Source organism: Pseudomonas sp., assembly GCF_050739995.1.
In the GTDB taxonomy this organism is placed as follows: domain Bacteria; phylum Pseudomonadota; class Gammaproteobacteria; order Pseudomonadales; family Pseudomonadaceae; genus Aquipseudomonas.
Map to the genome: position 1 here is coordinate 1 of NZ_JBOICG010000266.1, position 14,831 is coordinate 14,831.

The window sequence follows — 14,831 nt, forward strand, 5'->3', positions numbered from 1 at the left end:
GGTATGGGCCGTGACCAGCGTTACGCCACGGCTCACACCGCGCAAGGTCAATGGAATATCGCAATTCGTCGCGCCCGCCAGCCCCGCTGTGATCCCATTGACCAACTCCACTGCAACCCCTCGTTCACGCAACCACATGGCCTCTTCACCACCACGGCCAAAAATGCACGGATCGCCGCCTTTAAGCCGCACCACACACTTGCCCTGGCGCGTATAACGCAGCATCAGGCGATGAATGAAATCCTGCGGCGTCGAACGGCAACCGCCGCGCTTGCCGACGGTGATCACCCGCGCATCCAGGCAATGTTCCAGCACCTGCGGGTTGACCAGGTCATCGATCAACACCACATCGGCCTCCCGCAAGACCCGCACCGCCTTAAGGGTCAACAACTCAGGATCACCGGGCCCTGCGCCCACCAGCCAGACTTTTGCGTTCATGTTGTTGCCCTCACACATTGATTGCGATTGGCTGCGGGTTGCCGGCCAAAAGACGTTTGATTTCCGGCACGCAGGAGCCGCATTGCGTGCCACAACCGAGTTCGCGTTTGAGCTCATCCAACCCCAAGCCGCGGGCGATGGCGCTGCATACCGCGTTTTCGCTGACGTTCTTGCAGTTGCACAGGATCTTGTTGCTGGACGCCGTGCCGCCCGGTGGTGCGCTTAACGGTGCCAGCAGCCAGCGCCGCAATTGATCATCGGCGCGGCCTTCCAGCCACAAGCTCTGCAGCCAGTGCCGCGCCAGGGTTTCACCCGCCAGACGCAGGGCGGTGATGCGGCCTTTCTCGATCTTCACGCGCTTGCCAATCGAGCGGCGTGGGTCGTCATAGGCCATGACGGGGCCGTCGTTGAGCCCCAGCAGCGCGTCGATGCGGGTCAGTAGCGGCAAGTCGGGCGCCTCGCCATGTGCCGCGCGCAGCAGCAATGCCGGCCGCTCACGTCCGACCAGGCTCAAGCTGACGTAGGCAAAGCCCTCGCACAGCGGGCGTAGCGCCTCAAAGTGTTGCTGCACATTTCCTTCGATCAGCGCGAACAACTGCCACGGCAGTTGCACTGCTTCCAGGCGCACCCCGCTGTGCTTGAGTTCCGGTTGTTTCGATAAAGGATCAAACGCCGGCTGCGTGAGCGCATTGACACCACCCTTGAGAAAGCGGTCGCCCCAATGCTTGGGTAGGAATGCCTGGCCGGGGCGCACGCTGTCATCACTGCTGACGGCAACGATCACACTGCCGCGACGACTCTTCAGGTGAACCAGATCCCCGTCCTTGAAGCGATGGCGGCGCAACTCATCGGGATGCAGGCTCAGCAGCGCCTTACTGACATGCCCAAACAGCTGCGCTGCGGTGCCGGTGCGGCTCATGCCATGCCATTGATCCCGCAGGCGGCCGGTGATCAGGGTCAGGGGGAAGCGTGCGTCACGTTGCTCCTTGGCGGCCCGGTAAGGATCGGCGACAAACTGTGCCCGACCATTGTCGGTCGGGAAAACACCTTCGCTGTAAAGGCGTGGCGTTCCAGTTTGCGCGCCGACAGGAAATGGCCATTGCTGCGGCCCGATCCGGTCAAGCAGGGCGTGGCTGATGCCCGACAAGTCCAGGTCGCGATTGCGGGTCAGCACTTTGTATTCATCAAAGATCTGCGCGGGTTGCTCGAAGGCAAACAGGCTGGGCAGACCAGGCCGCAAGCGCCGCTCAAGGCGTTGTGCGAAATCTACCGTAATAGCCCAGTCCGGTCGCGCCTCTCCCGGTGGAGCGATGGCGCGGCGTACGTGAGAAATACGTCGCTCGGAGTTGGTGACGCTGCCTTCCTTTTCCCCCCAGCTGGCGGCGGGGAGCAGCAAATCGGCATAGGCGGCCGTCTCTGTGGTGCGAAAGGCCTCCTGCAACACCACGAACGGGCAAGCCGCCAAGGCTGCGCGCACGCGGTTCTGGTCCGGCAGCGATTGCGCGGGGTTGGTGCAGGCAATCCAGAGAGCCTTGATCTTGCCCGCCTGGACGTGCTCGAACAGCTCGATAGCCGTCAACCCGGTTGGTGCCGGTAGCGCATCAACCCCCCAATAGGCGGCGACTTCGGCCCGATGCCCCGGATTGGCTGCCTCACGATGGCCGGGCAGCAAATTCGACAGACTGCCGGTTTCGCGTCCGCCCATGGCATTAGGTTGGCCGGTCAGGGAAAACGGCCCACAGCCGGCCCGCCCAATAGTGCCGGTGGCCAGGTGCAGGTTGATCAGCGCGCTGTTTTTTGCACTGCCGGCGGTGGATTGGTTCAGGCCCATGCACCACAGCGATAGAAAACTGCTGGAGGTGCCCACCCATTGCGCACACAGACGCAGTTGCTCGAGGCTGATCCCGCACAACTGCGTGACCATCTGCGGTGTGTAGTCATGCACCAGTCGTTTCAGCTCGGCCAACCCGTCGGTATGTGCCTGGATAAAGTCGCGGTCGATCCAGTCTTCCCACAGCAACAGATGCAAAATCCCATGGAATAACGCCACATCCGTACCCGGCAAGATGGCCAGGTGCAGGTCAGCCAAATCGCAGGTGTCTGTGCGCCGTGGGTCGATCACCACCACTTTCATCTGCGGACGCCGTGCTTTGGCTTCCTCCAGACGACGGAACAATACCGGGTGGGCGTAGGCCATATTGCTGCCAACGATCATCACGCAGTCGCTGGATTCCAGGTCTTCATAACTGCACGGCGGCGCATCGGCACCCAGGCTGCGTTTGTAGCCGACCACTGCGGAGGACATGCACAGCCGCGAGTTGCTATCGATGTTATTGGTACCCACCAACGCTCGGGCCAGCTTATTGAAGCAGTAGTAATCCTCGGTGAGCAGTTGCCCGGAAATGTAGAACGCCACGCTGTCCGGCCCGTGCTCAGCGATCGTGTCGGCGAAGACATGGGCGGCGTGATCCAAGGCCGTATCCCAGTCGGTACGGGCACGGGCCAAGTCTTTGCCCAGGCGCAGTTCGGGGTACACGGCACGGGCTGCCAGGTCGCCGGTCAGGTGCAGGCTGGCGCCTTTGCTGCATAGCTTGCCAAAGTTGGCCGGGTGGCTCGGATCGCCTTGCACACCCAGGATTTGCACACCGTCATGCTCAATCAGCACGCCGCAACCCACCCCGCAATAACAGCAGGTGGAGGCGGTGACCTGGCGGTCCATCAACCTGCGTCCCGCAGGGCCAGCATCACCCGACCGTTTTCCACGCGAGCCGGGTGATGATGGGCGCAGCCGATATCCGGCGCCAGGGCTTCGCCGGACATCAAGTCGATCTGCCAATTGTGCAGCGGACAGGCCACGCGCTTACCGTAGATCAGGCCTTGGGACAGTGGCCCGCCCTTGTGTGGGCAGCGGTCGTCGAGAGCGAATACCTCATCGTCACTGGTACGAAAAATCGCTATATAGCCTTTGGGCCCCTGGATGATGCGTGAGCCCAGGGCGTTGATTTCATCGAGGGCACAGATATCCAGCCAGTTCATGCCGACACCTCCAACTGTTTGACCGGGATGACCTCGAACTCTTTTTTCAGCAGTGGTTGCTCCAGGCGCTCCTTCCACGGGTCTTGTTCGAATGACAACGAGAATTGCAGGCGCTCATTCAGCGCCTGGCGCCGGGCCGGGTCTTCCAATACGGCTTTCTTGATGTGCTCCATGCCCACCCGTTGCAGGTAGTGCACGGTGCGCTCCAAGTAGAAGGCTTCTTCGCGGTATAGCTGTAGGAACGCGCCGTTGTATTCGCGGACTTCTTCAGCGGTTTTCAGCTTGACGAAGAACTCCGCCACTTCAGTCTTGATCCCGCCATTGCCGCCGATGTACATCTCCCAGCCGGAGTCGACACCGATAATGCCTACGTCCTTGATCCCCGCTTCCGAGCAGTTGCGTGGGCAACCGGACACTGCCAGCTTGACCTTGTGCGGCGACCACATATTGAACAGGTCATGCTCCAGCTCGATGCCCAATTGCGTGGAATTCTGCGTGCCGAAGCGGCAGAACTCGCTGCCCACACAGGTCTTCACGGTGCGGATGGACTTGCCATAGGCGTGGCCGGACGGCATGTCGAGATCTTTCCACACGCCGGGCAAATCCTGTTTCTTGATGCCGAGCAAATCGATGCGCTGGCCGCCAGTGACCTTGACCATGGGGACGTTGTACTTATCGGCAACATCCGCAATACGCCGTAGCTCCGAAGGGTTGGTCACACCACCCCACATCCGTGGGACGACGGAGTAAGTGCCGTCCTTTTGAATGTTGGCGTGGGCGCGCTCGTTGATCAGGCGCGATTGCGGGTCGTCCTTGGCCTCGCCCGGCCAGGTGGAAATCAGGTAGTAGTTCAACGCCGGGCGGCAGGTGGCGCAGCCGTTGGGCGTGCGCCAGTTCAGGTAGCTCATGGTGCCTGCGATGGTCAGCAGGTGCTGGTCGCGGATAGCCTGGCGGATTTGCCCGTGGTTGAGGTCGCTGCAACCGCAGATGGCTTTTTCGCTTTTGGGTTTGACGTCGGCGGCACCGCCGACCGTGTTGATCAGGATCTGTTCCACCAGCCCGGCACAGGAACCGCAGGAGCTGGCGGCCTTGGTGTGCTTCTTCACTTCGTCGACACTGAACAGTCCGTGTTCTTGAATCGCCTTGACGATGGTGCCCTTGCACACGCCGTTACAGCCGCAGACTTCGGCGTTGTCGGCCATGCTCATGGCCTTGTCCTGGCCTTGATGGCCTACGTCGCCTAAAGCATTTTCTCCGAACATCAAGTGATCGCGAATCTCACCGATGGCATGGTTCTCACGGATCTGCCGGAAATACCAACCACCGTCGGCGGTATCGCCGTACAGGCAGGCGCCGACCAGGATGTCGTCCTTGATCACCAGCTTCTTGTACACGCCGCCAATCGGGTCGGAGAGGGTGATGGTTTCGGTGCCTTCGCCGCCCATGAAGTCGCCGGCGGAGAACAGGTCGATGCCGGTGACTTTCAACTTGGTCGACGTGACCGAACCTTTATAAGTGGCAAAACCGAGTTGGGCGAGGTGATTGGCGCAGACCTTGGCCTGCTCGAACAACGGCGCCACCAAGCCGTAGGCGATGCCACGGTGGCTGGCACATTCGCCGATGGCATAGATGCGCGGGTCATAGGTTTGCAGCGTGTCGTTGACCAGAATCCCACGGTTGCACGGGATGCCGGATTTTTCCGCGAGTTCGGTGTTGGGGCGGATGCCGGCGGCCATCACCACCAGGTCGGCAGGGATAATGTCGCCATTCTTGAATTGCACCGAACCGACCCGGCCATTGCCGGCGTCGTGCAGGGCCTGGGTTTGTTCGCACAGGCGAAACACCAGGCCACGGCTTTCCAGTTCAGCTTGCAGCAACTGGCCGCTGGTCTTGTCCAGTTGTCGCTCCAGCAGCCATTCGCCGATGTGGACCACGGTCACGTGCATGCCGCGCAGCATCAGGCCGTTGGCGGCTTCCAGGCCGAGCAGGCCGCCGCCGATGACCACCGCGTGCTTGTGGGTCTTGGCGGTATCGATCATGGCTTGGGTGTCGGCGATGTCGCGATAACCGATCACGCCCTCCAAGGTGTTGCCGGGGATTGGCAGGATGAATGGCGTGGAACCGGTGGCGATCAGCAGGCGGTCGTATTCGGCCTCGGTGCCGTCTTCGGCGATGACGATGCGTTTGACCCGGTCGATCTGCACGACTTTGCGGTTGAGCAGTAGCTTGATGTGGTTGTCCAGGTACCAGCTCAGGTCGTTGAGCACGATCTCTTCAAAGGTTTGCTCACCGGCCAGCACCGGTGACAGCAGGATGCGGTTGTAGTTGGTGTGCGGCTCGGCGCCGAACACGGTGATGTCGTACAGCTCGCTGCTCAGTTTCAGCAGTTCTTCCAGGGTGCGAACCCCGGCCATGCCGTTGCCGATCATCACCAATTTGAGTTTTTTCATGTCGTTCTCCGCAATGGCTCGACAAATCGTGCGCAAACAAAAAAGGCATCCCCGCTAGCGATTTAGCGAGGACGCCTTTGTCCGGTCCCGTTCTCTCGGGAAGCTCATCCCTTCGACGTTGAAGAGGCGGCTATATGTGTGTTCTTGGGAGAGCTAATGCAGTGGCTGTGCCAAGTTGCCCAGTGCCCGGGTTTATTGGGCTTTCGGTTGAAATGGCAGGGGGAATCGCCCTCTAGTGGTGCAGCAGCCAGTAACACAGCACCAGATTGATCAGCAGCGACGCCACCGCGAGGGTTTGCCAGACCTTCAGCGGTTCACGCTCCAGCAAGGGCCGTGGCCGCACGCTCAGCTCGCGACGGTCGGCCTGTTCCAGCACCAGCAGCCATTCTTCGGCGGTTTCATAACGCTGCGCGGGTACAGCCGCCACGGCCCGCTCCAGACTGAGTGGCAACCAATTCGGCAGGTCGGGGCGATAGCGGTTGGCGCTGACCGCCTGGGTGAATCGGGGGCGCTGGAAGGCTTCGATCTCACCGTAGGGATAATGTCCCGTCAGCAGGTAATACAGGCTGACGCCAACGCTGTACAAATCCTGCTGGACAGTAGGGCGCTTGCCGTTAAACGCTTCGGGTGCGATAAAGCTCGGTGTGCCGGGCAGCAGGTGGGCGCGGTCTTCGGACAGTCCGGGGCAGTAGGCCAGGCCGAAGTCCAGTACGCGCAGTTCACCATCGTCACCCAGCAGCAGGTTTTCCGGTTTGATGTCGCGGTGCAGGATCTGTCGCCGATGCAACAGGCCCACCGCACGCAGCAAGCGCTCGGCGATGAATAGCCATTGCGCCAGGGGCAGCGGGCCTTGGTGTTGGAACAGTTCGGCCAGGGTTTGCCCCGAGTATTCACGCATTACGTAGTACAAATGCTGACGTCCGCTGGCTGTGTGGACTTCAGGAAACGCTCGCCCAGCCATTCGGCGCAAAAACCATTCTTCCGCCAGTAAAGCCTGGCCCGCATGGTTGTCATCGTCGTAGTTCTGGGGCAGGGTTTTCAGTAGCCAGGGCTGCTGTTGGGCGTCATGCACCCGGTACAGCAAGGACTGTCGGCTCTGCGCCAACACACCTTCAACCTGCCAGCCTTCAAAACGTTGCCCGGCTTTCAAGGGCGGCGGCAGCGGCCATTGTTGCAGCTGCACCAACGCATCGCCCAGGGTTGCGGCACCGAGCTGGTCGACTCGCACTAACAAGGCGCTGGCATTGTCCAGGCTGCCGGCAAGGTGCGCGGCGTTGACTAGGGTGTGGACCGCCGCGTCGAGATCGCTTTGTTCACGCAGGATTCCACGAATGCTGTTGTCACCCAGGGTGGCCCATACGCCATCGCTGAGCAGCAGGAAACATTCGCCTGGACGCAGTTCTCCGTCGAGAAAGTCCAGCACCAGGTGTTGGTCCAGGCCGAGGGCGCGCTTGAGTACATGCTGCATGCCCGGTTGTTCCCACACATGATCTTCACTGATGCGCAGTAATTCGTCGTCAAACCAGCGGTACACCCGGCAATCGCCGACATGGGCCAAGGTGAAGCGTTGCCCACGAAACACCAGGGCACTGAGGGTGGTCAGCAGCGGCTGGCCTCCACCGTTGGCTTGCAGCCAGCGATTCTGTGCCAGCAGCAAGCGCTCGAGCGCCTGGGCCACACCCCAGGTTTGCGGTGTGGCGTAATAGTCCAGGGCCAGGGCTTGCAAGGTCGAACGTGCGGCCAGGCCGCCGTCGGCGCATTGGCTGACGCCATCGGCCAGGGCACATAAATAGCCTTTGCTTGCCGCCAGCTCCGCCACGGGCGTGACCACCCGCAGCGCGTCCTGGTTTTCTGCCCGCGGGCCGATGGCGCTGGCCTGGGCGATGCTCAGTTGCAGGCTCATCAGACGCGTGCAGCGGTCACGGCAGCCGAGCCCCAGGTGGTTCTCCAGCGGCGTTTGACACCGTGCAGGCCGAACCAGGCCAACACGCCAAGGCTGGCGAACAACCACAGTGCCATCTGATAACTGCCGGTGCTTTGCTTGATTGCACCCATGCCGGCTGCGAGGGCAAAGCCACCAATGCCGCCCGCCATGCCGATCAGGCCGGTCATCACGCCGATCTCACGGCGAAAGCGTTGGGGCACCAGTTGGAATACCGCGCCATTGCCTGCACCGAGGCCGAGCATGGTGCAGACGAAAAGCGCCAAGGCCGCGTAGGGGCTGGGTAGGTTGAAACCCACCGCCGCGATGCAGATCGCTGCCACGCTGTACATCCCGAGCAGGGTGCGAATCCCGCCGAAACGATCAGCCAGAGCACCGCCCAGCGGGCGCATCAGGCTGCCGCCGAACACGCAGGCGGCGGTGTAGTAGCCGGCGGTCACGGGGCTCAGGCCGTACTGGTCGTTGAAGTAGCCGGGCAGGGCGCTGGCCAGGCCGATAAAGCCGCCGAAGGTTACGCTGTAGAAGAACATGAACCACCAGCTATCGCGATCACCCAGGGCCTTGAAGTAGTCGGCCATGGCTTTGGCTTTCGGGCGCTCCGGGGCATTGCGTGCGAGCCAGGCGAAGACGATCAGGGTGAGGATCAACGGAATCAACGCAAAGCCGAACACGTTGCTCCAGCCGAACGCGGCTGCCAGTACCGGTGCCAGCAAGGCCGCAAACACCGTACCCGAGTTTCCCGCGCCGGCAATACCCATGGCCTTGCCCTGATGTTCCGCTGGATACCACTGGGAGGCCAAGGGCAGGGCGACCGCAAACGACGCGCCGGCCATGCCCAGGAATACGCCCAGCAGCAGGGCCTGCTCGTAACTATGGATGCCGAGCTTCCACGCACCGAACAGCGCCGCGATCACAATCACCTGACCAATCAGCCCAGCGGTCTTGGGCGACAGCTTGTCGGCCAGCATGCCCATCACAAAGCGCAGCACCGCGCCCGCCAGGATCGGCGTGGCGACCACCAAGCCGCGCTGTTGAGTGGTCAGGTGCAGGTCGGCGGCGATCTGCACCGCCAGCGGACCAAGCAGGTACCAGACCATGAAGCTCAGGTCGAAATACAGGAACGCGGCAAACAGGGTCGGGGTGTGCCCGGATTTCCAGAAGCTTGATTTCATCACGCACCTCAACGGTTGGGAGTCAGGTAAGAAGGCCGAGTGATGGAGCTGCCGCCTGAGGCCGCCCCACCGGCCCCATGCGCTGGGGCCAAAACGAAAAAACGCCGCCACCGGGTTTGCGGGGGCAAACCGGATGGGCGACGTCTTTGTCGTGGAGGGGCAACCGCCGTTGGTTACCTGTGAGGAATGCTTAGCAAGAGCTGAGCCAGATCAGCCGAGCAACTCGCTCATGGCGATGATCTGCTCCGCCACCTGGATCAGTTTCTGTTGGCGGCTCATGGCCTGGCGGCGCATCAGGGTGTAGGCCTCTTCTTCATTGCAGTGCTTCATTTTCATCAACATGCCCTTGGCCAGCTCGATGCGCTTGCGCTCGGCCAACTGCTGGTCACGGGCTTGAAGCTGGGCGCGCAAGGCCTGGTCGCTCTCGAAGCGGGCCATGGCCACGTCGAGAATCGGTTGCAGGCGCTGGGCCTGGATACCTTCGACGATGTAGGCGCTGACGCCGGACTTGATCGCCTGGCGCATCACATTCGGGTCGTGCTCGTCGGTAAACATCACGATCGGGCGTGGCTGGTCGCGGCTGACCAGCACCACTTGCTCCATCACATCGCGGCCCGGCGACTCGGTATCGATCAGGATCACATCCGGGCGCACCGTTTCGACGCGTGCGGGCAGGTCGATGGTCAGGCCGGATTCATCAATCACCTCGAAACCGGCCTCGGTCAGCGCGGCCTTGAGTCGGCCGACCTTGCGCGGGGTGTCGTTGATCAACAGGATTCGCAACATAGGGCACCTCCTGTCAGCGCAGGGCTTGGCGGTTTACCGATTCGGCCAGGGCATGCAAGCGAAAGCTGCGGGCGTAAGCGGCGGGATCGGAGCCGTCCCAGACCTTGCCGTCGATCAGTTGGCTGCTACGCATGTCCTCGGCGTTTACGTTGACGCCCACGGCCTGGGCGGCTTGGCGATACAGGCCCAGTTGTTGCACCTGGCGCGCGGTACCCAGGTAATCCGGGTCTTCACGCAGCAGGCCCCAGCGGCGGAATTGGGTCATGAACCACATGCCATCGGACAGGTAGGGCACGTTCACCTCGCCCTCGGCGAAAAAGCGCAGCCGGTGCGGGTCTTGCCAGCGGTTGCCCAGACCATCCTCATAGAGCCCCAGCAAACGCGGCTCTATGCAGTCGAGCGGCGCGTCGAGGTAATCGGCGGCGCTGAGCAACTGCGCGGTGGAGCGCCGGTTTTCCGGGCTGTCTTCGATGAAGCGGCTGGCTTCCAGGATGGCCATCACCAGTACGCGTGCCGTATTGGGGTACTGATCGACGAACGCCTGGGTGCAGCCGAGCACTTTTTCCGGGTGGTCCGGCCAGATCGCCTGGGTGGTTGCCAGGGTAAAGCCCTGGTTCTGTTTGACTGCGCTGGCACACCAGGGCTCGCCGACACAAAACCCATCGATACGCCCGGCCTGCAGGTGCGCGACCATCTGCGGTGGCGGCACCACCACACTGTCTACATCCTGCAAGGGATGAATGCCTTGGCTCGCCAGCCAGTAATACAACCACATGGCGTGGGTACCAGTGGGAAAGGTCTGGGCGAATGTCAGTTTTGTCCGGCTTTGGTGCACATATCGCTCCAACGCCTCAGGAGTGAACACCCCTTGCTGCTGCAGTCCGTGGGACAGGTTGATGCTTTGCCCGTTCTGGTTGAGCCCCATCAGTACGGCCATGTCGGTCGGTGCTACGCCACCAATGCCCAGGTGCACGGCATACACCAGCCCGTACAGGCTGTGGGCAGCATCCAGTTCGCCGCTGACCAGTTTGTCGCGCAGGTTGGCCCAGGAGGCTTGGCGTTTGAGGTTGAGTTTGAGCCCATAGGGTTGAGCGAAGCCCTGGGTGGCGGCGACCACCAGCGATGCGCAATCGGTCAGCGCCATGAAACCCAGGTTGAGGCTGCTCTTTTCCGGGGCGTCACTGCCATTGACCCAGGCCAGTGGATCGGAACTGTTCATTAACACCTACCTTTTCGCTCAAAAAAAAGCGTCGTTCCTTCAGATGGCGGTGCAGGCCATTGCAGGGTAACGACGCCTTTGTCCGTAAGCCCGCTCCGTCGTTGGCGCGCGCTCTGATACAGAGTGCGTAGCAAGGCACATGCCACCGGTCTACCGTCAGCTTTTCATCAAGATTGAGCCGCGCCTGGCTTTCAGTATGACCGCTTCCCTACGCCAGACTGCCGAGGAAAACCTACGGTGCATGCTGCTTTTCCTGCCATGAAGACTTGCCACTGTTTGTGTGGCTGGCTGCTGTGTATCGCGCTTGTGCTTGGCGGCCCTGCGGCGTGGGGGGAGTCGTATCAGGCACAGGATGAAAGCCTGCAGACTCTTTTTACCGCACTGTCAGTGCCATTGGGCCTGCCCGTCGTGATCAGCCCCGACGTAGCGCGTAGACCTATCAGCGGAACGTTTGATTTCGCGGCACCGCAACAGGTGCTGGAGGCTTTGGCCCGGCAGGAAGGCTTGATCTGGTACAGCAATGGGCAAGGGCTTTACGTCTACGCCGCAGCAGAGGCGAGAAGCTCAGTGGTGGCGCTGCGACATATTTCACTCGACAGGCTACGCAGCTTCATGAAACGCACAGGGCTGGATGAGTCGCGCTATCCCCTGCGTGAAAGTGGGGGCCGAACGTTCAATGTGTCGGGGCCGCCGACCTATGTCGAACAGGTGCTACGGCTGGCCCAATTGATGGACCGGCCACGCAGCCAACTGCGCGTGGGAACCCAGGCATTTGGAGTCGTGCAGGTATTCAACACCCCTGTGGAAGATCGCCAGTACGGCTCAGGTGCAAACAAGGTCAGTGTGCCAGGCATGGCGTCGGTGATCGAAACACTGTTGTCCACTGAACAGAAGGGCCAGTTGGCCGACAAGAGACTGACGCTGATCGCCTATCCGGATACCAACAGCCTTTTGATCAAGGGCAAGCCTGCCCAAGTGAGGCAGATCGAACAGTTGGTGGCAGAACTGGATATACCCAAGCGACCGAATGAGGTTTCGGTATGGCTAGTGGGTGTGGGGCAAGACGACCCCGTGCCGGCGACCGGGCCACCGGCCTTGACTGCGGCGCAATATGAGCGCGTGAAGCGGGCGTTTGTGCGACCGGGACGTGAGCTCTCTCCGTGAACACGCTTGGTTTATCCATTCATTAGCGAATTGTCTTACCGGCAATGGCCAAAAAGCGTTGTTCGAATGGGTTTATTCCTAGCGCGGGTCGCTGCGCTGATTTTTATAGTCGTGGCATTGGTGAGTGAGTCGACACAGGAAGTAAGGATTTGAAGATCAGCAGTCGAATGCAGAGGTGTGAATGGGCATCGTGATTGAGGCGCCCACGGTGCCCCTCGTCTTTGCTCATTGGACCTTGCACGGTGATGGCCGGTTGACGGGAGAGGGCGCGGACATTCAATTACCGCCCAAGGAAGGACAGGTTCTACGACTGTTGCTGGCCTCGGCTGGAACGCTGATGACCAAGGATCGCTTACTGGAACTGGTCTGGCCCCGGGGTGAAGTGGCTGAGGAGTCATTGACGCGTTGTATCTATGCCTTACGTAAGTACCTGCGAAGCGACAAGGGGTTTATCAAGACAATCTATGGCAAGGGCTATCGTTTTACCTGCCCGGTGCAGGTCGAGGGTGAGGGGCGAGGAAGTGTGGTACACGTCTGTTCGAACTGTGGTCAGGTCAGTCATGTTTAAGCGGGGGGTCAAGGTTCTGCTACTGAGTGTGTTGTTGGGCATTGGTCAGGCGCAGGCCTATTGCTGGAATGAGGCGGCCAGCCGCTACGACCTCGAACCGGAGTTGCTGCAGGCCATCGCCGCCGTCGAGTCGGGTTACCGCGCAGGGGCGATGAACTACGCAAACCGCAATGGCACGCATGATATTGGCTTGATGCAGATCAACAGCATCCATTTGCCACGCTTACTCAAGCTGGGCATTACCGAAGAGCGATTGCTGAACGAGCCTTGTCTGTCGGTGGAAGTGGGGGCCTCGATTCTTGCCGAGTTTATCCAGCGTTTCGGTTACAACTGGACGGCTGTCGGCTCCTACAATGTGGGCGCGGGTACGGGGCCGAAGCACGATGCATTGCGCCTGCAATACGCGCAGAAGATCTGGGCACGCTATGAGGCGTTGGTCGCGCATCGCTACTGACTCGGCGTCACGCCTCGCATGCAGCCCGTGACCCCGGCTATAATCTGCGCCACCTTCCGTCGTCATCCGAGTCTAGCCCGCCCATGTATACCCTGGCCCGCCAGCTGTTGTTCAAACTTTCCCCGGAAACCTCCCATGATCTGTCCCTGGACCTGATCGGTGCCGGTGGCCGCCTGGGGCTCAATGGCCTGGTATGCAAGGCACCGGTGAAAATGCCGGTTTCAGTGATGGGGCTGGATTTTCCCAACCCGGTCGGCTTGGCGGCCGGCCTGGACAAGAACGGTGCGGCCATCGACGGTTTTGCACAATTGGGTTTCGGTTTTGTCGAAATCGGCACCGTGACCCCGCGGCCGCAGCCTGGCAATCCCAAGCCTCGTATCTTTCGCCTGCCGGAAGCCGAAGCGATCATCAACCGCATGGGCTTCAACAACCTGGGGGTTGATCACTTGCTGTCTCGGGTACAGGCGGCGAAGTTCAAGGGCATCCTCGGGATCAATATCGGCAAGAACTTCGACACGCCGGTGGAGCGTGCGGTGGATGACTACCTGATCTGCCTGGACAAGGTCTATGCCCATGCCAGCTACGTCACCGTCAATGTCAGCTCGCCCAACACCCCGGGCCTGCGCAGCCTGCAGTTTGGTGACTCCCTCAAGCAATTACTCGAAGCCTTGCGCCAGCGTCAGGAAGACCTCGCCGTGCGCCATGGCAAGCGCGTGCCGTTGGCCATCAAGATTGCCCCGGACATGAGTGATGAAGAAACCGTACTGGTGGCCCAGGCGCTGGTGGACTCTGGCATGGACGCGGTGATCGCGACCAACACCACCCTCAGCCGAGTCGGCGTCGAAGGCCTGGTCCATGGGGATGAGGCGGGCGGCTTGTCGGGTGCACCGGTGCGGGACAAGAGCACGCATATCGTCAAGGTGCTGGCGGCTGAACTGGCCGGGCGTTTGCCGATCATCGCCGTGGGCGGTATCACCGAAGGCAAGCACGCTGCCGAGAAAATCGCCGCCGGTGCCAGCCTGGTGCAGTTGTACTCCGGCTTTATCTACAAAGGGCCGGCGCTGATTCGCGAGTCGGTCGACGCGATCGCGGCACTGCGCTGATGTTTTAATGTGGGGGCGAGCAAACCCGCTCCTACAAGTTATATTCTCCTGCCAATAAAAAGGGCTCCATAAGGAGCCCCTGGGCCGAAGCCCGCCGCCCGGATGGGGCGCGCGTGGTTAAGTCGTTACATCTTCAAAGGTGGAGTGTCGGAATTAAGTGCCCTGATTAGCCGACGGCGTGAAGTTCGTTGAGTCTGTGGATGCCCGCAGTGCCAGTCATACCGTCCCAGTTGTCGCCGCGTCCTTCTCGCCAGCCGTTGATCCAGGCTTGGCGTACCGACGGTAGAGTAAATGGGCAAAGCTCACGGGATTTTCCATGAACGCCATATTGATATCCGCGTAAAAATGCTCTTTCCAACGGATCACGCTTAAGTCTTCTCATAGGGTGTTTCCCTCACTTGTTGACTGTCTAGATATCCTTCGGCCTCGTCCGAGGCCGGGCAGAGTTTTTCTGCCGTTGGTGGGCTCGCTGCCGGCGTGGCGAGCCAATGTGTCGGCG

At 61.0% G+C, this 14,831-nt stretch carries 12 protein-coding genes and 1 pseudogene; 4 read left to right on the forward strand and 9 right to left on the reverse strand.

What is annotated here, in order from left to right:
* The 8 genes from cobA to ACRESD_RS09065 all read right to left on the reverse strand — a co-directional run.
* On the reverse strand, nucleotides 1-438 hold a 438-nt coding region (cobA, locus tag ACRESD_RS09030), incomplete at its 3' end, for a uroporphyrinogen-III C-methyltransferase (RefSeq protein ID WP_431750601.1).
* A 10-nt stretch (nucleotides 439-448) separates the two neighbouring features.
* On the reverse strand, nucleotides 449-3,157 hold the full coding sequence (locus ACRESD_RS09035) for a molybdopterin-dependent oxidoreductase (protein ID WP_431750602.1): 2,709 nt from the start codon (nucleotides 3,155-3,157) through the stop codon (nucleotides 449-451).
* Nucleotides 3,157-3,474, reverse strand: coding sequence for a nitrite reductase small subunit NirD (nirD, locus tag ACRESD_RS09040; RefSeq protein WP_431750603.1), 318 nt, complete (start codon nucleotides 3,472-3,474; stop codon nucleotides 3,157-3,159). Before nirD ends, ACRESD_RS09035 begins: the two co-directional genes overlap by 1 nt.
* On the reverse strand, nucleotides 3,471-5,924 hold the full coding sequence (nirB, locus tag ACRESD_RS09045; protein ID WP_431750604.1) for a nitrite reductase large subunit NirB: 2,454 nt from the start codon (nucleotides 5,922-5,924) through the stop codon (nucleotides 3,471-3,473). Before nirB ends, nirD begins: the two co-directional genes overlap by 4 nt.
* A gap of 232 nt (nucleotides 5,925-6,156) precedes the next feature.
* A complete protein-coding gene (locus ACRESD_RS09050; protein WP_431750605.1) occupies nucleotides 6,157-7,827 on the reverse strand; it encodes a protein kinase domain-containing protein in 1,671 nt (556 codons plus the stop codon).
* Nucleotides 7,827-9,038, reverse strand: coding sequence for a nitrate/nitrite transporter (locus ACRESD_RS09055; RefSeq protein WP_431750606.1), 1,212 nt, complete (start codon nucleotides 9,036-9,038; stop codon nucleotides 7,827-7,829). The genes ACRESD_RS09050 and ACRESD_RS09055 overlap by 1 nt, the downstream gene beginning before the upstream one ends.
* 210 nt (nucleotides 9,039-9,248) lie before the next feature.
* The gene (locus ACRESD_RS09060; RefSeq protein WP_053257467.1) at nucleotides 9,249-9,824 is read right to left on the reverse strand and encodes an ANTAR domain-containing response regulator; all 576 of its coding nucleotides are present in this window, start codon (nucleotides 9,822-9,824) and stop codon (nucleotides 9,249-9,251) included.
* Between the two features lie 13 nt (nucleotides 9,825-9,837).
* Complete coding sequence (locus ACRESD_RS09065) at nucleotides 9,838-11,043, reverse strand: CmpA/NrtA family ABC transporter substrate-binding protein (RefSeq protein WP_431750607.1); 1,206 nt, start codon at nucleotides 11,041-11,043, stop codon at nucleotides 9,838-9,840.
* Nucleotides 11,044-11,301: 258 nt separating this feature from the next.
* On the opposite strand from ACRESD_RS09065, the pseudogene ACRESD_RS09070 reads away from it, so the two are divergent.
* From ACRESD_RS09070 to ACRESD_RS09085, 4 genes and pseudogenes are all read left to right on the forward strand, one after another.
* Nucleotides 11,302-12,111 (forward strand): annotated as a pseudogene (locus tag ACRESD_RS09070) (secretin N-terminal domain-containing protein); the annotation flags it as partial.
* Nucleotides 12,112-12,388: 277 nt separating this feature from the next.
* A complete protein-coding gene (locus tag ACRESD_RS09075) occupies nucleotides 12,389-12,775 on the forward strand; it encodes a winged helix-turn-helix domain-containing protein (RefSeq protein ID WP_431750608.1) in 387 nt (128 codons plus the stop codon).
* Nucleotides 12,768-13,229, forward strand: coding sequence for a transglycosylase SLT domain-containing protein (locus tag ACRESD_RS09080; RefSeq protein ID WP_431750609.1), 462 nt, complete (start codon nucleotides 12,768-12,770; stop codon nucleotides 13,227-13,229). Before ACRESD_RS09075 ends, ACRESD_RS09080 begins: the two co-directional genes overlap by 8 nt.
* An 83-nt stretch (nucleotides 13,230-13,312) precedes the next feature.
* Nucleotides 13,313-14,332 (forward strand): quinone-dependent dihydroorotate dehydrogenase, encoded by a 1,020-nt coding sequence (locus tag ACRESD_RS09085; RefSeq protein WP_431750610.1) that lies wholly within the window; start codon nucleotides 13,313-13,315, stop codon nucleotides 14,330-14,332.
* A 166-nt stretch (nucleotides 14,333-14,498) separates the two neighbouring features.
* Here the strand turns inward: ACRESD_RS09085 and rmf are convergent, their stop codons facing one another.
* A complete protein-coding gene (gene rmf, locus ACRESD_RS09090; protein WP_002553055.1) occupies nucleotides 14,499-14,714 on the reverse strand; it encodes a ribosome modulation factor in 216 nt (71 codons plus the stop codon).
* Nucleotides 14,715-14,831: the final 117 nt, after the last annotated feature.